At 70.0% G+C, this 19,709-nt stretch carries 12 protein-coding genes; all 12 read right to left on the bottom strand.

The features are described from left to right. Window positions 1-515 precede the first annotated feature (515 nt). Window positions 516-1,757 (bottom strand): enolase C-terminal domain-like protein, encoded by a 1,242-nt coding sequence (locus tag HNQ61_RS29695; RefSeq protein ID WP_170038899.1) that lies wholly within the window; start codon window positions 1,755-1,757, stop codon window positions 516-518. Further along, complete coding sequence (locus HNQ61_RS21055; protein ID WP_170038901.1) at window positions 1,754-2,473, bottom strand: FadR/GntR family transcriptional regulator; 720 nt, start codon at window positions 2,471-2,473, stop codon at window positions 1,754-1,756. Before HNQ61_RS21055 ends, HNQ61_RS29695 begins: the two co-directional genes overlap by 4 nt. Window positions 2,474-3,208: 735 nt before the next feature. Continuing rightward, entirely contained in the window at window positions 3,209-4,519 is a 1,311-nt protein-coding gene (locus HNQ61_RS21050) for an MFS transporter (protein WP_170038903.1), read from the bottom strand. Window positions 4,520-4,592: 73 nt separating this feature from the next. Continuing rightward, window positions 4,593-5,630 (bottom strand): mannonate dehydratase, encoded by a 1,038-nt coding sequence (gene uxuA, locus HNQ61_RS21045; RefSeq protein WP_170038905.1) that lies wholly within the window; start codon window positions 5,628-5,630, stop codon window positions 4,593-4,595. Window positions 5,631-5,634: 4 nt separating this feature from the next. Continuing rightward, window positions 5,635-7,443, bottom strand: coding sequence for a methyl-accepting chemotaxis protein (locus HNQ61_RS29690; RefSeq protein ID WP_170038906.1), 1,809 nt, complete (start codon window positions 7,441-7,443; stop codon window positions 5,635-5,637). After that, the gene (locus HNQ61_RS21035; RefSeq protein WP_170038907.1) at window positions 7,440-8,546 is read right to left on the bottom strand and encodes an ABC transporter substrate-binding protein; all 1,107 of its coding nucleotides are present in this window, start codon (window positions 8,544-8,546) and stop codon (window positions 7,440-7,442) included. Before HNQ61_RS21035 ends, HNQ61_RS29690 begins: the two co-directional genes overlap by 4 nt. A gap of 185 nt (window positions 8,547-8,731) precedes the next feature. Further along, the gene (locus HNQ61_RS21030; protein WP_170038908.1) at window positions 8,732-9,541 is read right to left on the bottom strand and encodes an SDR family oxidoreductase; all 810 of its coding nucleotides are present in this window, start codon (window positions 9,539-9,541) and stop codon (window positions 8,732-8,734) included. 155 nt (window positions 9,542-9,696) lie between these two features. Further along, complete coding sequence (locus HNQ61_RS21025; RefSeq protein WP_170038909.1) at window positions 9,697-11,619, bottom strand: glycoside hydrolase family 2 protein; 1,923 nt, start codon at window positions 11,617-11,619, stop codon at window positions 9,697-9,699. A gap of 508 nt (window positions 11,620-12,127) precedes the next feature. Next, the gene (locus tag HNQ61_RS21020) at window positions 12,128-13,363 is read right to left on the bottom strand and encodes a YyaL domain-containing protein (protein ID WP_170038910.1); all 1,236 of its coding nucleotides are present in this window, start codon (window positions 13,361-13,363) and stop codon (window positions 12,128-12,130) included. Between the two features lie 83 nt (window positions 13,364-13,446). Continuing rightward, window positions 13,447-14,931 carry a RagB/SusD family nutrient uptake outer membrane protein gene (locus tag HNQ61_RS21015; protein WP_170038911.1) on the bottom strand — a complete coding sequence of 495 codons (1,485 nt, stop codon included), beginning with the start codon at window positions 14,929-14,931 and terminating at the stop codon, window positions 13,447-13,449. A 10-nt stretch (window positions 14,932-14,941) separates the two neighbouring features. Next, window positions 14,942-17,968, bottom strand: coding sequence for a SusC/RagA family TonB-linked outer membrane protein (locus HNQ61_RS21010; RefSeq protein ID WP_170038912.1), 3,027 nt, complete (start codon window positions 17,966-17,968; stop codon window positions 14,942-14,944). 421 nt (window positions 17,969-18,389) lie between these two features. Further along, window positions 18,390-19,220, bottom strand: coding sequence for a 5-dehydro-4-deoxy-D-glucuronate isomerase (gene kduI / locus HNQ61_RS21005; protein ID WP_170038913.1), 831 nt, complete (start codon window positions 19,218-19,220; stop codon window positions 18,390-18,392). Between the last annotated feature and the right edge of the window lie 489 nt (window positions 19,221-19,709).

The raw sequence follows: 19,709 nt of genomic DNA, 5'->3' as shown, positions 1-19,709 counted from the left end.
CGTTCCGGACGGTGCGGCGCACGCGGACGGGCCCCCTCTCCCCGGCCCTCTCCCCCGCTCCGCGGGAGAAAGGGAGACCTCAGCGCGAGCGCCGGCTGCGGCTCCGGGCGCGCGGTTGGTCGCGGGCGGAGTTTGCTGCCCGGCGCGACGGAGTTTGGCGCGGCCTCGGGCGCCCCTCTCCCCCCGGCCCCCTCTCCCGCAAGCGGGAGAGGGGGAGACCTCAGCGCGAGCGCGGCGTCCAGTGCGATCCGGCGACTATCGCTTGTCGCAGGTGAAGCCCCGAACGGGGCGCGAATAGCGCCGTGTCGGGGGTTCCCGCTGTTCGAGCGGCGGATTCATTCGCTCAAGAGAATCCGCTCAACCGCCAATCTCCGCCTATTGCACCAGACCCTCCGCCGCGCCCCAACCCTCCCCCAGTCTTTTTTGGGGGAGGGTGGGCGAGTAGTACGAGCCCGGGTGGGGGCCGCCCGTGAACTCCGCCCGCCGCGCTCGATCCATCCACCAGAACCGCCGTACTACCGCGGAATCACCGGCGTCCGTGCATCCAGCGGATCGGCCCAGCGGCTGTTGGGGATCAGCGGCGTCCACCCCGGCCGCATGGGATCCTGATCGTAGGGGTATCCCCCCAGCCGCAGAAAATTCTCGTGGTACTGCGCCAGCTTGTCGCGGTCCAGCGTCACCCCCAGCCCCGGCCCCGTGGGGACGTCGATGCACCCGTCGCGGTACTTCATCAGCCCGCCGGTGATCACGTCGTCCGCAAGGTGGTGATAGTGCGCGTCCGCGGCGAAGGTCAGGTTGGGGAGCACGGCGCCCAGGTGCAGCATGGTCGCCAGCTGAATCCCCAGCTCGCCACTGCTGTGCACCGCCACGCCCAGCTGGAACGTGTCGCAGATGCACGCCGCCTTTACGCACGGCCGGATGCCGCCCCAGAACGTCGTGTCGAGCAGGATCACATCCACTGCCGTCTGCAGCACGTTGGCGGCAAGCTGCTCGAAGCCCACGACGACGGTGTTGGTCGCCAGCGGCATGCGCAGCTTTTCGCGCGCGCGCCGCATGCCGTGCATCCCGTAGACGGGGTCCTCGAGGTAGTCGTTGTTCAGGTCCTCGATGTGCTGGCCGAACCAGATGGCCTGCTCGGTACTCCACACGCCGTTGGGATCGAAGCGGAACGAGTCGCCGGGAAGCGCCTCCGCCATCGCCCGGTACGCCTCGAGCTCGTAGCGCGGCGCGAACACGCCGCCCTTGAGCTTGTGCGAGGTGAACCCGTGCTGCGCCTTGAGCGCCAGCGCCTCGGCCACGACCTGATCCACCGTGCGCACCTCGCCGCGCCCGTCCCCATCCGCGTAGCGAAAGAAGAGGTAGGAGGCGAACGGCACCTTGTCGCGCAGCTTGCCGCCCAGGATGTCGTGCACCGGCACGCCCCACTTCTGCCCCATCAGGTCCAGGCAGGCGAACTCCAGCGCGGCCAGGATCTGCGTGCGGTTGTTGTACAGCGAGGCGGTGGGGTTGGCGATCAGAAAGCGCATTTCCTCCAGCTGGGCGGGGTCGCGCCCCAGCAGGTAGGGCTTGAGCCCCTCGAAGGCGGCTGTCGCGGCCTCTCCCCCGCCGCCCATTTCGCCCAGCCCGATGAGCCCCTCGTCCGTCTCCACCTCCACGATGGTGCGAACGAAGCGGCCCCAGTGGGCGCCGTTGGCGTGGCGCAGCGGCGCCTGCAGCGGCACGGTCACGGGCGTGGCCCGGATGTCGGTGATCTTCACGTTGGATTGATGTCGGGGGACCCGGCCGTGAGCAGCGCTTGTCGCACGCCTTCCAGGTGGGTCCGCATCCTCTCGACGGCCTGTGCCGGGTCCCGCTGCTCGAGAGCGCGCAGGATGGCCAGGTGCTCCGCATGGAACCGCTCGCGAAGCGGGCGGGTGTGGTTCACGATGCGCTGCTCCTGCCGCATGGCGGTGCCCAGCGCGTCCAGAAGCTGGTGCAGCACCAGGTTGCCGGACGCGCGGGCGATTTCGCGGTGAAAGCCCAGGTTGGCTTCGTTGAGCGCGGCCTCGGCGGCGGGGAGCGCCTCTTCCGCGCGGTCCAGCAGGGCGCCCAGGGCGGCCAGCTGCGCGGGGGTGGCGTTCTCCGCGGCCAGCGCGACGCAGGTGGGCTCGATGCTGATGCGGGCGTCCACCAGGTCCAGCAGCATGCGCGCGCCGGGCGCGCCCTCGAACGGGTTGCGCACCAGCAGCGGATCGCTGTCGCTGCCCACGAACACGCCCAGCCCGTGGCGGATGTCCACCACGCCCAGCATCTCAAGCTTGCGCAGCGCCTCGCGCACCGTGGGCGGCGCCACGCCGAAGTCGCGGGCCAGCCGCAGAATGCTGGGCAGCCGGTCGCCCGGCTGCAGGTCCCGCTGCTGAATGAGCCGCCGAACCCGCTGCGCCAGCTCGTCGGACAGGCTCTGCCGCTGCACCCGCCCTGGACGGTCTTCCATCGGCATCCATCACGGCGACAGATCAATTCATCTTATGACCTGAGAACCTATGCTTCGCCGCGCGGACTGTCAAGCACGTTGATGTGCGGATAATCCGCGCTGCTGCATGGGCGGGGATGGGGCGGGAGCTGGGTCCGGACGTCGGCGGAAGAGGAACTCAGCGGGACGAGGGAGGGCTGGTGCGCGCCGGAGAGTGGCGCCCTCACCCCGCGTGCTGCGCACGACGACCCTCTCCCACGAACGGATGTGGGAGAGGGAGCACACACCAGTGCCGTGCGTTGCGGATGGTGCGGTGCGGGCGGACGGCTTGGAGGCCCCTCCCCCGGCCCCTCCCCGCTCCCCTCCCCGCTCCCCTCCCGGCCGAAGCAGAAGCGCGGAGAGGGGAGAACCGCGGTCTGGTGTGCTTCGGATGGATTGGCGCGGCCGCGGGCACCCCTCTCCCCCCGGCCCCCTCTCCCGCAAGCGGGAGAGGGGGAGACCTCAGCGCCGGGGCCGGTGCGGCGCGGATCGGCGGCTTCCGCCCGGCGGTTGAAACCGCGCCTCGAAAGACACCAAGTCCGCCTCCGCGGACTGCGGATGGCAATCTCGATGCGGATGCCCATGCAGTTGAAGCCCCGAACATCGCGCGAAGCGCGGTATGTCGGGGGTTCCCGCTGTCTGAGCGGCGGATTCATCCGCTCTCGCGGGGGGCGGGTGGGCCGGTGGTGCCGGCCCGGGTGGGGCCGCCGTGAAGCCCTACGACTCCAGATCCGCCTGCTCCAGCCGCGGCACCAGCAGGTGGATGATCACCAGTGCGCTGATGTACGCCAATCCGCACACGGTAAAGATGATGCTGTAGTTGCTCCCCGTGCGCTCCAGCACGTACCCCGTCGCGCGCTGGAACGCGAACCCGCCCATCGCCCCGGCGAACCCGCCGATGCCGACGACCGAGCCCACCGCGCGCCGCGGAAAGGTGTCGCTCACCAGCGTGAACAGGTTGGCGCTCCACCACTGGTGCGCCGCCGCCGCCACGCTCACGATCGCCACGGCCACCCACATGCTCCCCGCCCGCGGCGCCAGCATCGTCGGCACGATCAGCAGCGCCGCGATCAGCATGGCCGTCTTGCGCCCCGCATTCACCGTCCATCCGCGCTTGATCAGCGCGCTGCTCACCCATCCGCCGCCCACCGAGCCCACGTCCGCGATCAGGTAGATGACCACCAGCGGCGCGGCCAGCGCGGAAAGCTGCACGTCCCAGCGCGAATCCAGGTACTTGGGCAGCCAGAACAGGTAGAACCACCACACCGGGTCCGTCATCAGCTTGCCCAGAAAGAACGCCCACGTCTGCCGGTGTCGCAGCAGCCGCAGCCAGGGCACGTGCGCCGTGCTTTCCGCCGGATCGCTGCGGATGTGCGCCAGCTCCGCTGCAGACACGCGCGGATGCTTCTCCGGCTCGCGGTACAGAAGCAGCCAGAAGGCGAGCCACACGAAGCCCAGCGCGCCGGTGACGATGAACGCCATCCGCCAGCCGTAGTTCAGCGTGATCCACGGCACCAGCAGGGGCGCGGCGATGGCGCCCACGTTGCTGCCCGCGTTGAAGATCCCCGTCGCGAACGCGCGCTCGCGCCGGGGAAACCACTCCGCGGTGGCCTTGATGGCGCCGGGAAAGTTGCCCGACTCGCCCAGCCCCAGCGCCGCGCGGGCGAGGGAAAATCCGCCCGCCCCGCGGGCGAACGCGTGCGCCATCGCCGCCAGGCTCCACGACACGATCGCCAGCGCAAACCCCTTCCGCACGCCGATGCGGTCCAGCAGGCGGCCCATCACCAGGAATCCCAGGCCGTAGGCAAAGGTGAACCACGACACGATGGCGCCGTAGTCCACCTCGCTCCATCCCAGCTCTTTTTCAAGGGAAGGCGCCAGGATGCCCAGCACCTGCCGGTCGATGTAGTTGATGGTCGTCGCAAAGAAGAGCAGCGCGCAGATCGTCCACCGGTAGCGCGTCATCACTCCGTCGGGAGCGGCGGGCGGGGTGCCGGGCGGGGTCTGCGGGACGTGGACTGCGGCCATGGCGTGCTCCTCCAATGACGTTGCGGCGGGGCGTCACCGCGCCCCGCGTGAGAGGTGTGGATGGGGGCGCGGATCAGTCCGCGCCGCCCAGCCCTTCCCAGATGCCCTGCAGATACGTCGCTCCCAGCGCGCGGTCGAACAGGCCGTAGCCCGGACGCCCCCGCTCGCCCCAGATCATCCGCCCGTGGTCCGGCCGCATGGGGCCGTCGAAGCCGATCTCCCGAAGCGCGCCCAGCACGGCGCGCATGTCCACGCTGCCGAAGCGCGACGGATGCGGCGCCTCGTGAAAGGCCCGCTCCCCCGTCACCCGCACGTTGCGGCAGTGCGCGAAGTGAATGCGCCCGGGGAGGCGGCGCACCATGGCCGGCAGGTCGTTCGCCGGGTCCGCGCCGAGGGATCCGGTGCAGAACGTCACCCCGTTCATCGGGCTGTCCACCAGCCGGCAGACGCGCTCCAGCGCCGCGCCGTCCGTGATGATCCGCGGCAACCCGAAGATGGGCCACGGCGGATCGTCCGGGTGGATGGCGAGCCGCACCCCCGCGCTTTCCGCCACGGGAACGACGCGCTCCAGGAACCAGGCGAGATTGTCCCACAGCCGCTCGTTATCTACCGAGCGATACCCCTCCAGCAGCGCGCCGAGCGCCTCCGCGTCGTAGGCGGCGGCCCAGCCGGGAAGGTCGCCCGTGCCGTTGGACAGGTCGATGCGGCGCAAGGCTTCATCATCGTACGCCAGCGCGGTGCTGCCGTCCGGCATGGGCATGGCCAGCTCCGTCCGCGTCCAGTCGAACACCGGCATGAAGTTGTAGCAGACGACGGGAATCCCCATCGCGCCGACGAGTTCGAGGGAGCGGCACCACGCGTCCGCCCACCGCTCGCGCTCCGGGCGGCCGAGCTTTACGTCCTCGTGCACGGGGATGGATTCCACCACGTCCCACCGTAGCCCGGCGCCGCGGATCATGCCGTTTATGCGCTCCAGCCCGTCGCGCGTCCACGCTTCGCCGGGCGGCACATCGTGCAGCGAGCTTACGATTCCGCCCACGCCGGGGATCTGGCCGATGTGCTCCAGCGGCACCGGATCATCCGGGCCGAACCACCGAAAGGTCATCCGCATCCGTCTATCTCCCTGATCCCGTCGCCACCAGTTCGCCCCGCGCGGATTCCGTCCACGGCGCGGGTGTCTCGTCATCCTCCGAAAGCGTCGCGGTGGATGGCACCGCCGCGCCCAGCCGGAAACGCCCCACCGCCTCGCGCAGCCGCGTGCTCCCCACGAGCAGGTCCGCGGCGATGGCGCTCACCTCCTCGCACCCCGCGCTCTGCTCCTGCGTGGCGGCGCTCACCTCTTCCGCCGACGCCGCGTTGGACTCGGCGCGCGCGGCGATTTCCGTCAATCCCACGGCCGCGGCGTGCACGGCCTGCGTGTTGTGGATGACGACGTCGCTCACCCGTGCCGCCGCCTCGCCGGTGCGCGCCGCGGCCCCGGCGATCTCCGCCAGCGCGGCGTCCAGGTTGTGCGACACGCGCTCGATCTCCCCCACTCGCGCCACGCCCTCCGTCATCGACCGCGCGGCGGTCTCGATGCGCCCCGTCACCAGCCGCGTGGTGCCGATGACCTCGGCGGCGGCGTTCTGCGTCTGCTCCGCCAGCTTGCGCACCTCATCCGCCACCACCGCGAAGCCGCGGCCGTGCTCGCCCGCGCGCGCCGCCTCGATGGCCGCGTTCAGCGCCAGCAGGTCCGACTGGCTGCTGATGGCGCGCACCAGGTCCACGAAGCGGCGGATGTGCGCCGTGGCCTCGCGCAGCGCCTCCACCTCTTCCGCCGCGGTGTGCACGGAATCGCGCACGCCGCGCAGCACCTCCACCGAGTGCCCCACCTCCACGCGCCGGGCCTGCGCCGACTGTCCGATGGATTCCGCCAGCGTCCGAACCTCTCCCGCGCCCTCCCCCGCCTCGCGCGCGCTGTCGCCGATGCCGGCCAGCGCGGCGTCCACCCGCCGTAGCTGGGCGACCTGGTCTTCCGCGCCGGTGGATACGTGGCCCATGCTTTCCGCCACCTCCGACGCGGTGGCGGTGATCTGCTCCGCGCCCGCGGCCACCGCGTTGGCCGATTCCGCCAGCTGGTCCGCGGTGCGCACGACGACGGTGGCCACCTCTTCCAGCGACGCGGCGGCCTGGTTCATGGAGCTGGCGAGGACGACGAACTCCGCGGGGAGCCCGTCCGTCCGCGTGCGCGCGCCCAGGTCGCCCTCGCTCAGCCGCCGCGCGTGGTCCACCACGGAGGCCAGCGGCCCGGCGACGGCGCGGATCGTCCGGCGCGCGATCCACGCGGCCAGCAGCACGGCGCCCAGCAGCAGCGCCATCTGCAGCCACATCCGCCGCTGCGCCGCCACCTCCAGCCCGGCGGACGCGTCGGCGATGGCGCGCCGCTGCACCTCGCCCAGCCCCGCCAGCGCGGCCAGTGCGTCGCGGGTGTGCGGGGCGGCCCGGGCGGCGCGCGCCTGTGCCTCGCCCGCGCGTCCCAGGTCCGCCAGCCGGTGCGCCATGGCGTAGTGAGCCTCCGCATCCGCCACGTTGCGCATGATGCCGCTCACCAGCCCCGCGTCCTGCGCATTGCGGCCGGCCAGCCGGTCCAAGGCGCGGTAGTCGCGCCGTACCTGAAAGCCCAGCTTGTCAAAGTCCTGCCGCCCGGCGCGGTCGCCGTCCAGGTAGCGCTCCGCCCCCAGCAGTTCCTGCGCGATCCCCGTGGACAGGCGCAGCGTCAGATCCACCTCCTGCTGCACCACGTTCATGGTGGCGCGCACCTCGCGCGACTGCTGGCGCACGGACCACCAGCTCATCACCCCTCCCGCCACCAGCAGCACGCAGACGGCGGCCATCCCCGCCCGCAGCGCGCCCGCCATGGTGCGGGCCTGCCCCCGCGCCCTCACGGCCGCCCTCCCGCGGAAGCCGCCGCCGTCCGCACGGGAACGATCACCGGCTCCGGCCCCACCGCGGTGCCGTCCGGCGCAAAGGAAAGCGAGCCGATCACTCCGGCCTGCGCGCTTTCCGGCCGCAGCGCCGCCAGCCAGCGGCGGATGCCGGCGCGGTCGCCGCCCTCCGCCGCGGCCCGGGCGATGAGCCGCGTGGCGTCATAGCCGATGGCGGCAAAGGGCGTAGGCTCCGCGTGCGCCGCGTTGCGGAACGCCCGCAGGAAGGCGCGCGTCTCGTCCCGCTGCGAGGCCAGATCCACCGGGACGACGTGGTAGAAGTCGCCGGGGAGCGAGGGATCGCGCGTCTGCGACGACCACACATCCCACCCCACCACCACGGCGCGCAGCCCCTGCGCCTGCGCCTGCTGGATGTACTCCTTGGGCTCGCCGATGGGGGCGAACACCAGGTCCGGCGCCTGCTGCCGATGGTAATCGACGAACGTCTTGAGGTCGCCCGGGAGCGGCGCGGGAAAGTAGGCGGGGTCCATGGCCACCACGCTGCCGCGGTACTGCTTCTGAAAGTGCTCCGCCGTCGCGCGCCCGCGCGCGGTGTTGTTGAAGAGCAGCGCCGTGCGCCGCAGCCCGCGCTCCGCCGCGAAGCGCACGACCGCCGCGCTGTACGCCGAATCCGTGGGGACGGCCTGGAAGAGCCAGGTGGAAAGCCCGGTGAGGTCCGGCGAGCTCAGCCGCGGGTTGATGACGGGCATCTGCCCGTCGTAGACCTTCATGGCGACCAGCGTGGGGTCCGACCGCGTGTGGCCGAGGACGGCGACGACCTCGGGGTCGGCGACCAGTTCGGCGGCCACGCGCGCGGCTTCGGTCACGTCGTGCTTGTCATCGTGAAAGTCCACCCGCAGCGGGCGCCCGTTCACCCCGCCCGCGTCGTTCACCTGCTGCACGGCGAGTTCAATCCCCTGCTTGAGGGCGATCTCGTCGGGCCCGCTCCACTCGCCCACCGCGGCCACCACCACCGGCTCGCGCGATCCGCCGCACGCGGAGACAATCAGCGCGGCGATGGCGGGAAACAGACATCGGAAAGGCTTTGTTCCCAGTCGGACCAAATGACGGATGGCGGGTTGGGTCGGCATCGAGTGTGGCGGAACGGATGGGGAGGGGGGACGGCGAAGTACGAGAGTACGGGAGTACGAAAGTACGAGAGTGTCAGGTGCGCGTTGGGGCATGAGGCCTTACCCCGGGCCCTTGATCCTGGGCACTGGGCACTCGATCCTGGGCACTTCTTTTCTCCTCAGACCCCGCTGAAGGCGCTGAATCCGCCATCCACCGGGACCACGATGCCGGTCACGAAGGATGCGGCGTCGCTGCACAGCCACTGCACCGCGCCGACGAGTTCCTCCGCCTCGCCGAAGCGGCCCATGGGCGTGCGGTTGATGATGGTGTTGGCGCGGGCGGTGGGCGATCCGTCCGGCTGCACCAGCACGGCGCGGTTCTGCTCGCTGATGAAGAAGCCGGGCGCGACGGCGTTCACACGCATCCCGCCACCGTATCGGCGCGCGAGGTCCACGGCCAGCCAGCGGGTGAAGTTGTCGATCCCCGCCTTGGCGATGGAGTAGCCCATCACCCCGCTGATGGCCTGCATGGCCGCCATCGACGAGATGTTGACGATGCTCCCCGCACCGCGATCCGCCATCGCCTTGCCGAAGACCAGCGACGGCGTGATGGTCGCGTGCAGGTTCAGCTGCAGCACCTGGTCGAACGCGTCCGGCGCCACCTCGAACACGGGGCGGTCGTCGTTGCGCGCCGCGGCCACGTTGCCGCCCGCGCCGTTCACCAGCGCGTCCACCCGCCCCCACTCGCCCACCACCTCGGTGCAGGCATCGGCCAGCTGCCCGCGGTCCAGCGCGTCGGCCACCACGGCCATCGCTTCGCCGCCCGCGGCGCGGATCTGCTCCGCCTTGGCCTCGGCCTGCTCGCGGCGCCGGCCCAGCACCACGATGCGCGCACCCGCCGCGGCCAGCCCGCTCGCCAGTCCGCCGCCCAGCACGCCGTATCCGCCGGTGACCACCACCACGCGTCCATCCAGACGAAAATCAGTCATCAGACCGGTACAGATCGAGTGATAAGATGAATCTCACAGTAGATGCGCCTGTGACCCACGTCAATGGCCGCCGCGAGCACACGCTTCCCGCCATCCACACACCCGATGGATGGTTCAACGTTTGTCTCGCGATGGAGGGAGGACGGGGGGGCGGATCACCGTTCCGCGCCGGGATCGGGATGGGCGGCGCGCAGTTCCAGGTAGAAGCGCTGCAGCTCGTAGAACGCCAGCTTGCGCTCGCCCCGGTCGCTGATGAGACCCTTGCGGTTGAAGTAGTCCTGAATGCCCGGCAGTGGGCGGCGCGGCGAGCGGAAGTCCTTGAGAATCCACGGCGACGTGCCGGCCAGCATGGGAATGCGGCGCAGCATCGCGGCCTGCCGCTGGTAGATGCGCGCCTGGTACTCTTCCGTCCACCGGTTGGCGGCCGGGCCGTGCAGCCCCTGCAGCGCGTCGCCGCCGAACTCGCTCATCACCAGCGGCTTGTTGAACGCGCTGCGCCACGTGATGGAATCAGCCTTTTCCGGACTGCCGTCGTACCAGCCCAAGTATTCGTTGTTGCCGATCACATCCAGCACCTCGCCCAGCGGATCGTCGATCACGATGGTGTCGCGGCCCACGTAGCGGTGCTCCAGCGCGGCGGTGATCAGCCGCGTGTTGTCCATCCCGCGCACGTGCGCGACGAGGTTGCGCAGAAAGGTGATGCGCGGGCCCGCGGCGGGATTGGCGTCGCGCGGGGTCTCGTTTGCCACGGACCAGAGCGCCACGGACGCACGGTTGCGGTCACGGGTGACCATCTCGCCCAGCTGCTGGCGGGCGGAGGCGAGCGTGGCCGGGTTCTCCCATTGGATCGTCCAGTAGACCGGGATTTCCGCCCAGACAATGACGCCCATCTCGTCCGCGGCGCGCAGCATGGCCTCGTTGTGGGGATAGTGGGCAAGGCGCACGAAGTTGCCGCCCAGCTCCTTCACCCAGCCCAGCGAGGTGCGCGCGTCGTCGGTGCTGTAGGCGCGCCTCGCCTCGTACGGCGACTCCTCGTGCATGCTGATGCCGCGGAGGAAGATCGGCTCGCCGTTCAGCAGGATCTGCGTTCCCCGCACCGCCAGCGTGCGAAATCCGATGCGGTCACGGATGGTCTCCGCCGCCGTCGCGATCTCCACGTCATACAGATTCGGATGATCGGGCGACCAGCGCGCCAGCCGCCGCGCGTCGAACGAAACCACCGCGCGGCCGCTCGCGTCGGGCGTCACCGTTTGCGACAGCCCCGCGCGCGGAATGCGGATGGTGACGGCGGTGCGCGCGGAGTCCGGCCCGTCCAGCTGCACCCAGCCGCGCACCCGCCGCGGGTCCGCCGGGTCCAGCTGCAGCGTGTAGTCGCGCACGAAGGTGGAGGGCGTTTCCACGAGCGTGACCTCGCGCGTGATGCCGCCGTAGTTCCACCAGTCGGAGTTCACCGTGGGCACCGCTTCCGGGTGCCGCTGGTTGTCTACTTTGACCACTAACGAGTGCGTGCCGGCTTCCAGCGCGTCCGTCACCTCGAATCCGAACGGGGTGAAGCCGCCTTCGTGCATCCCCAGTTCGTTGCCGTCCATCCACGCGCGCGCCTGGTAGTTCGCGCCACCGAAGTGCACGAACAGCCGCCGCCCGGGCGCCAGCGCGCGCTCAAAGCGGGTGCGGTACCACACCGTTCCCTCGTAGAACAGCAGTTCCGCCTGCTGCGAGTTCCAGTCGCCCGGCACGTTCAGCAGCGGGGACTGATCGAAGTCGTACTCGATCAACTCCTGCGCGTTGGCGGGTTTGCGGTCGCGGAACCAGCCGTTTGCGTCGGGGCGGCGGCGGTAGTTGTAGTAGCCCGTCTCGTACGGATCGATGATGCTGCGCCAGCGTCCGTTGAGCGTGGTGGCGGAGCGCCCGGCCACGTTCACCATCTGCGGCGCCACGCCCGGAACCGCCGCCGCGGGTGCCTGCGCATCCGCCGTGGCCGCGCCGCAGAAGACCGCCGCGCATGCGATCGCCCGCGCCACGCGCCCGGCACGCCGCGCGAGGGACGCGCCGCGCGTGTCATCGACGGAAAACGTCATTCCGTGGATCATCGCTGTCCGAAAGAGATTGGGATTGTGGATCAAAGGGACGAAGCCGCTTTCACACGGTTTCGTCCGGTGCTTCGGTCGATCAAATGCTGTCCTTGGTGCGGCGATACTCAGCGAACAAGAGGTGCGGACAAAGGATCGTGCGTTCCGGATGGTTTGGCGCGGCCGCGGGCTGCCCTCACCCCCCGGCCCCCTCTCCCGCAAGCGGGAGAGGGGGAGACCTCAGCGTGGCGGTAATTTCGGCACGCACCCGCGGCTCCCGCCCGGCGGACGGACGGCATCCTCCGACCGGCGCCGCACTGTCCCCCACAGTCCGCGCAGGCGGACTTCGTGCTTTTCCAGCGGCGAATTCATTCGCTCCTGGATGGCGGCTGCGCCCAACCCGTCGGCTTGCGCCGGCGCTTCGGATGCAGTCCGCGCAGGCGGACTTCGCGCCGTTGTTGCCGCGACTTCAGTCGCCCCAGATCAGCCTCCGAGCCTACCCCGCCCCGCCGAAACCTCAGCGTGCGCGGAGCACGCCGCGCGGGCCCAGGCCGCGGAGCGCGCGGTACCGCATCAGCGCCTCCACGAAGTAGTAGTCCGCGTACACGATCCCCACGTCGATCTCGCTGTTCCCCGGCAGATGCCCGACGGAGTGCAGCAGAATCGTCGGCTTGTCCGTGCCGCGCGACAGGTAGCGCGGCGACGCCAGCGACGTCAGAATCGACTCCGCGTTCCGCCGGTATCCCGCCGCCTCATCCCCCGAAACCAGCGTACTCAGCTCCAGCAGCGCCGACGCGGTGATGGCCCCGGCGGACGCGTCGCGCGGCGCGGAATCCGGACAGCCGGGCGCCTGATAGTCCCAGCACGGAACGTGGTCCGCCGGAAGACGGGCAAGGGCGTACGCGGCCACGCGGCGCGCCGCGTCCAGAAAACGCGGGTCGCGCGTTTCGCGGTACGCCATCGTGTAGCCGTACGTGAGCCACGCCTGCCCGCGCGCCCACGTACTGCTGTCCGCGTAGCCCTGCACCGTCTTCCGCGCCACGATCGCGCCCGTCGCCGAATCAAAATCCACCAGGTGATACGAGCCGCCGTCCGGACGCAGGTGCGCCCGCATCGTGGTTTCCGCGTGGCGCTTCGACAGCTCCGTCCACGCCGGATCGCCGCCGTTGCGCGCCGCCCACAGCAGCATCTCCAGGTTCATCATGTTGTCGGCGATGACCGGATACTTCCACTGCGGATTGTCCCACGAGCGGATGGCGCCCACCGCCGGCCGGAAGCGCCCCGCCAGCAGCCGCGACGCACCCAGAACCGGCGCGCGGAACCGGTCATCCCCCGTAATGCGAAGCGCGTTGCCGAACGAGTTGTGAAACTGGAACCCCAGGTCGTGGTCGTACCGCCCGGCCGTGATGCCGGCCAGCGGCATCGTCCACCGCTCCGCCTGCGCACGCAGTTCCGCGTCGCCCGTGTGCTCGTGCAGCAGCCAGAGCGTGCCGCCGAAGAAGCCGCTCGTCCAGTCGTGGATGCTGACCGTGCGCCACGCGCTGTCCGCCGTGGTGGCTCGCGGAATCCCGGCGGACGGGTCCATCCGCCGCGCCGACTTCAGGTAGTGCGCGGCGGCGTAGCGCAGCGCGTCCTCCGAAAGCGCGTCCAGCTCCGACGACGGAGCCGGCGCGCCGCCGGACGAAACCGCGGGCGCGCAGGCGCCCAGCAGCGCCGCGCAGGCGGCGAAAGCAACGAGGGTCTTGTGGGCCACGCGGTCCCGGAGCCAGTGGGGTTCAGGATGCGGCCGGTGCACCGCGGGGGCGCACCGGCCGGTGATCGTCGTACGAATGGAACTCAGTAGCCGGGGTTCTGCACCAGGCCGGGGCTGTTGTCCAGCTCCTGCTGCGGCAGCGGCGCCCAGCGGTGGAACGGCTGAATGCGCGGCCCGGCCACCGGGTCGGCCTTCAGCACCTCCAGCCACGTGCCCCAGCGCTTGAGGTCGAACCAGCGCTTGCACTCAAAGGCCAGCTCGTACGAGCGCTCCTGCCGCACCGCGTCGCGGAACTCCGCCTGGCTCATCCCCGAGAACTCGGGCATGTTCGCGCGGCGGCGAACCTGGTTGATGGCCGCGTACGCCGCGCCCGGCCCGTTGGCCTCGTTCTCCGCCTCGGCGTACATCAGCAGCACGTCGGCGTAGCGGTAGATGGGAACGTTGGCATCCGTGCGGCGCCCGCGGTCGGTGTGCACCGTGCGGTTGTCGTCAAAGAACTTTTCCCAGTACGGGCGGCGGTTCTCCACGTTGGTTCCCCACTGCGTGGTTCCGGCCACGCCGGCGCGGTAGGTGTAGGTGATGTTGTTGAACAGCACCTCGGTAAGGAACGTGGGGTCCTTGCGCGCGTCCGCCGTGGCGAACGTGTTCATGAACGCCTCGGTGGTGTTCCAGTAGTCGAAGCCGCTTTCCGTGCCGATGCCGCCGGGGCGCGACTGCGTGGTCACCAGGCCGTCGGCGTCGTTGTTCTGAAACTGGATGCTGAAGATGAACTCCGGGTCCGTCTTGTTGGCGATCAGCCACAGCTCGCGGAAGCTGGGCCGCAGACGGTGCGTTCCCATGTCCATCACCACCTTCGCCGCGCGCGCCGCGTCCGCCCACTTGTTCTGCTTGAGCGGCTCGCCCGACATGTTCAGGTACGCGTCGGCCAGCGCCGCGCACGCCGCGCCCTTGGTGGGCTTGCCCGGCCCTTCCGGCCACGTGGCGGGAAGGACGGAGCACCCTTCCTCCAGGTCCTTTACGATCAGCGCGTACACGTCCGCCAGCGGGGCGCGCGTGGCGTTGCGCGCCTCTTCCAGCGAGGCGACCGGCGTTTCGTGGATGGGCACCTCGCCGTAGACGCGGGCCAGGTTCAGGTAGTCGAACGCCCGCCAGAACTTGGCCGCGGCCACGATCTGCGCGCGGCGCGCCTCGGGGATGGCGGTGATCTCGGGCACGCGCTGAATGAGCACGTTGCTGGCGTTGATGGAGCCGTACGCCGCCTGCCACACGCGGCGGATCCACTCGTTCTGCGCCGTGACGCTGAAGGCGTCATGGTCGCGGCGGGCGCCGTTGGCCTCCGTCACCCGGCTGTGGTCCGACGGGATCTCGGCCACGAACCACCACCCGCGCGAAAAGTAGTCCTGCCGCGTGTGGTACGTTTGAATGCCGCCCAGCGCCAGGTTGGCGTCCGCCTCGCTGGCCGGAAAGTTCTCGGGGGAGAAGAAGTCCTGCGGCTCTTCCACCAGAAAGTTGTCGCACCCGGCGGTGGCCGTGACGGCCAGCAGGGGCAGCGCGTATCGAAGTTTCATCGGTTCGCTCCTAGAAGCCCAGGTTGACGCCCAGCGTCACCGTGCGCGTGCCGGGATAGTTGCCGTCGTCCCAGCCCAGCTCGATGTCGGTGTTGCCGCGCGAGCTGGTTTCAGGGTCGAAGCCGGAGTAGTCGGTCCAGGTGAACAGGTTCTGCGCGCTCACGTACACCCGCGCCGAGCGGCGGGCAAAGCGGCTGCGCAGGCTTTCGGGCACGGACACGCCCAGCGTCACGTTCTGCAGGCGCAGGAACGATCCGTCCTCCACCCAGCGCGAGGTCATGGCGTCGTACGGCCCGATCCCGATCCCGGTCATCGTGTTGGTGGGATTGGTGGGGCTCCAGTAGTTGGCCGTTTCCGCCAGCTGGTTTCCGGTGCCGCCGGGCGTGCTCAGGTTCACGCGCGTCAGGTTCACCAGCTCGTTGCCGCGCACCCCGCGCAGCGTAAAGGCGAGGTCCGCCACGCCGTACTTGAGCCCGCCGTTGAAGCCGTAGGTGAAGTCCGGCAGGGCGTTGCCGATGATCTTGCGGTCCAGCTCGTTGATCACCTTGTCGCCGTTCAGGTCGCGGATGCGGTCGCCGCCCAGCACCGCGCCGGTCTGCCCGCTGGCGGCGGCCTCGGTGGCCGTCTGAAAGATGCCGTCCCACACGTAGCCGTAGATGTTGCCCACCGGCTCGCCCACGCGGACGAGCGCGGACCCGGCAAAGCGCGGCAGCGCGTTGTTGGCGCCCGCGGCGGTGAACTCGTTGTCGCCGCCCAGCTCCAGCACCTTGTTGCGGTTGACGGAGATGTTGCCGCCCAGCCGCACCTGGAACGCGCCCACGTAGTTCTCCGCGTCCAGCCCCAGCTCGAAGCCGCGGTTCTCCAGGCTGCCGATGTTCTGGATCTGCGAGGTGAAGCCGGTGTGCGAGGGAAGCTGCTTGCTGTACAGCAGGTCGCGCGTACGCTTGTAGTACCAGTCGGCCGTGATCCCCACGACGTTGTTGAACAGGCGCATGTCGGCGCCGACGTCGTACTGCGTGGTGGTTTCCCAGCGCAGGTCCGGGTTGGCCAGGCGGCTGGGAAGCACGCCGTTGGTAAAGAAGCTGGTGCCGAACGCGTACTGGTTGCCGTTGCTGTACGCCGCCAGCGACTGGTACGGGCTGATGGCCTGGTTGCCGACTTCGCCGTAGCTCACGCGCAGCTTGAAGTCGTTGATGGCCGGCACCGCGTCCATGAAGTCTTCTCCGCTCACGCGCCACGCGAAGGCAGCGGAGGGGAAGAAGGCCCACTTGTTGTTTTCCGCGAACTTGCTGGCGCCGTCGCTGCGCCCGCTGACGGTGAACAGGTAGCGCCCGCCAATGCTGTAGTTGACGCGGCCCAGAAAGGAGAGCAGCGACACCGTGTTGTCGAACGCGCTCACGGTGCGCTCCGAGGCCAGCGCCAGCCCGTCCGTGCCCAGCAGGTCGCTGGGAAAGCCGCGGCCGGTGATGAAGCTGCCCCAGTTGCGCTCGCGCTCCACCGTCACGCCGGCCAGCGCGTTCAGCGAGTGCCCGCCAAACACCGAGCGCTGCAGGTTCACCGTGTTTTCGGCGATCCAGTCGGTGCTGCGCACGTTGTCCACGTTGGCCTGCCCCAGCCCGGAAGCCGCCAGCAGCAGGCGCGAGGTGTAGCGCTCCGCCAGCCGCTCGTTGCCGCGGTAGCTGAAGCTGCTGCGGAAGGTCAACCCCGAAAGCAGGTCGATCTCGGCGAACAGGTTGCCCAGCAGGTAGTTGCGCGTCGTCTGGTCGCTGCGCTCGCGCAGGATGGCGAGCGGGTTGTCCACCGTGGCGCCGGCAACGAGAGGCCCGCTGTACGTGCCGCTCTCCGTAAAGACGGGGACGATGGGCGAAAAGCCCAGCGCCGACTGCGTGACCGTGCCGCCCTGCGAGCCGTAGCCGTCGTTCACGCGGACGCCGCTGGCTTCGCTGCGCGAGTAGGTGAGGCGCGTTCCCGCGCGCACGCGCGAGCTGACCGTCTGGTCCAGGTTCACGTTCAGCGTGGCGCGGTCGAATCCCGACGTCTTCACCACGCCCTGCTGCTCAAGCCAGCTGCCGGACACGCGGTACTTGGTGCGCTCGGCGCCACCGGAAAGGGACAGCTCGTGGTTCTGCTGCGGCGCGCTCTGGTAGATCACGTCCTGCCAGTCCGTGCCGTTGCCCAGCGCGGCCGGATCGGCGAAGCGCAGGGTGAGGTTGGGGTTGGCGTTGATGAGCACGGCCTGCTCCGACGCGGTCAGCAGGTCCAGCCGGTTGCTCACCGTCTGCGTACCGTAGTAGCCGGAGTACTCCACCCGCGTCTCGCCCGGCACCCCCGTCTTGGTGGTGACGATGATGACGCCGTTGGCGCCGCGCGCGCCGTAGATGGCGGTGGCCGAGGCGTCCTTGAGCACCTCGATGTTGGCGATGTCGGCGGGGTTCACCTGGTTCAGGTCCGCGCCCAGCACGCCGTCCAGCACCACCAGCGGGTCGTTGCCGCCGGTGAGCGAGTTGCCGCCGCGGATGCGGATGCGCATCTGCGCGCCCGGCTGGTTGTTGGTGGTGATGACGTCCACGCCGGCCGCGCGGCCGGCCAGCGCCTGGTCCACCCGCGTCACCGGCTGCTCCGCGATTTCGGCGGCGTTCACCGAGGTCACGGCGCCGGTGACGTCGGCGCGGCGCTGCGTGCCGTAGCCCACCGCCACCACTTCCTCCAGCACCAGCGCCTGCACGCCCAGCGCGAAGTCGGCGGTGGCCTGCGCGCCGGCGGCCACCGTCACCGTCTGGTCGCGGGTGGCGCGGCTGATCATGGTGGCGCGCACCGTGTACGATCCCGGCGCGATGCCGGACAGCACGTAGCGGCCGTCAGCCCCGGTGGAGGTGCGGGCCGCCCCGCCCACCACGCTCACCTGCGCGCCGGGAAGAGGCACGCCCGTGGCGGCATCCGTCACGAGTCCTGCGATCCTGCCCGTCGACTGCGCGGTGGCGGGTTGCGCCCCCAGCAGCAGCGCGGCTGCACAAACAAAGAACTTCGCCCATCTCATCGTCGACTCTCCTCAAGAGGTTCCGGCGATCCTGCGGCACGGCGGGAATTGGCAGATCTGCGGGACTGGTACTGCGGTACTGCGAAGAGGCTGAGGGGGAATGGGGGGCATCGGCGGCGGGAGCGCCGCGATGGCGAACCTGAATTTGTTTCTCGTTGCAGCAAACTACCCGGAACCGGCTTTTCCGCGTCCATCCGGGCGGCCCGGTGTCTCACCAGCGCCCGTCTGGAGGCGATCGATGGGGCTCTTCACCTCCCTAACGTTCGTACCCTTCGTCCAGTGACACCTTCGCGACCCGCCCGATACATCACCGGACACGAATTCGTTGCGACTTCAAACTAATGCTGCGTCAGGATAGCGCGTTCCGCGAGAATGGCAAGACCCCCGTGTTCCGGACTGTGGAACGCGGGGGTCCCGTGCGTCAGCGCAGGTCGGCCATGGCCACGCCCTGCATGTCGGCAAACGCCTGATTTTCGCCGCCCATGGCCCAGCAGAAGGTGTACGCGCCGGTGCCGCACCCCGAGTGGATGGACCAGCTGGGGGAAAGCACCACGTCGCCGTCGCGCACCACCACACTGCGCGATTCGCCCGGCTCGCCCAGAAAGTGGAACACGACGCCATCCTGCGGCAGGCCGAAGTACAGGTAGACCTCGGTGCGGCGCTGGTGGGTGTGCGCGGGCATGGTGTTCCACACGCTCCCCTCCTTGAGCTGCGTCACGCCCATCACCAGCTGCGCGCTGGGGAATGCGTCGGGGTGCACGTACTTGCTCAGGCGGCGCTGGTTGGCCTGCGCCAGCGTGCCCAGGTCCCCGCCCTGCGCCTCATCCGCCTTTACCAGACGCGTGGGATGGGACGCGTGCGCGGGATAGCTCACCAGGTAGAAGCGCGCGGGATTCGACGCGTCCGCGCTGGCGAAGGTCACCTCGGCGGCGCCGCGGCCGGCGTACAGCAGGTCCAGCCTGGCGAGTTCGTACGTTTCACCATCGACCGTCACCGTGCCCGCGCCGCCGGTGTTGAGAATGCCCACTTCGCGGCGTTCCAGAAAGGTGGCGGTGTCCAGCTCGGGCCCGGGCTCCAGCCGCAGCGGCTCCGCGCCGGGGACGGCGCCGCCCAGGATGACGCGGTCCAGGTCCACCGCGCGCAGGGTGATGGCGCCGGGCTGGAAGAGGCCGGTGATCAGGAACGCGTCGCGGATTTCGTCCGTGGTCATGCGGCGAAGCTGCTGCGGCCCCGGCAGGTAGTGCATGCTCATCGTGCTCCAGGCAATCCGTGGTGTCGGCTCGCGGCGTCCGCGCGCCCTGTATCGATCATCATTCAGACAACAACCGCGGAGCGGGGAGAAACGCAGATCCGTGCGCTCCGGACGGCCCGGCGCGGCGGCAGGCAGCCCTCTCCCCCCGGCACTTCCGCGCGCAAACTGCGCACAGAGAGGGGAGAACTGCGGATCATGTGCTCCGGACAGTCCGGCGCGGCCGCGGGCAGCCCTCACCCCCCGGCCCCCTCTCCCGCAAGCGGGAGAGGGGGAGACCTCAGCGCGTACAGCGACCAGCGGCGCGGGGCGGCCCGGTTCGTTGCGGTTGAAGCCCCGATCGTGGACGCGACAGCGGCCGCGAGTCGGGGGTTCCCGCTGTTCGAGCGGCGGATTCATCTAGACTTTAGCACTTTGTGGACAAAAGCGGCAGGCAGTTTGCCCCTGAGCTTGCAACCCTTCCGGCCAGAAGGAGCGAGTCATGGACCACCT

The organism is Longimicrobium terrae (assembly GCF_014202995.1).
Lineage (GTDB): Bacteria > Gemmatimonadota > Gemmatimonadetes > Longimicrobiales > Longimicrobiaceae > Longimicrobium > Longimicrobium terrae.
This window is presented reverse-complemented; position numbering and strand designations above follow the sequence as displayed.

Bases quoted from the DNA above. Each gene is read 5' to 3' on its own strand.
- HNQ61_RS21015 (WP_170038911.1), bottom strand. From the start codon at position 14,931: ATGAAACTTCGATACGCGCTGCCCCTGCTGGCCGTCACGGCCACCGCC.
- HNQ61_RS21025 (WP_170038909.1), bottom strand. From the start codon at position 11,619: ATGACGTTTTCCGTCGATGACACGCGCGGCGCGTCCCTCGCGCGGCGT.
- HNQ61_RS21055 (WP_170038901.1), bottom strand. From the start codon at position 2,473: ATGGAAGACCGTCCAGGGCGGGTGCAGCGGCAGAGCCTGTCCGACGAG.
- HNQ61_RS21030 (WP_170038908.1), bottom strand. From the start codon at position 9,541: ATGACTGATTTTCGTCTGGATGGACGCGTGGTGGTGGTCACCGGCGGA.
- HNQ61_RS21010 (WP_170038912.1), bottom strand. From the start codon at position 17,968: ATGAGATGGGCGAAGTTCTTTGTTTGTGCAGCCGCGCTGCTGCTGGGG.
- kduI (WP_170038913.1), bottom strand. From the start codon at position 19,220: ATGAGCATGCACTACCTGCCGGGGCCGCAGCAGCTTCGCCGCATGACC.
- HNQ61_RS21050 (WP_170038903.1), bottom strand. From the start codon at position 4,519: ATGGCCGCAGTCCACGTCCCGCAGACCCCGCCCGGCACCCCGCCCGCC.
- uxuA (WP_170038905.1), bottom strand. From the start codon at position 5,630: ATGCGGATGACCTTTCGGTGGTTCGGCCCGGATGATCCGGTGCCGCTG.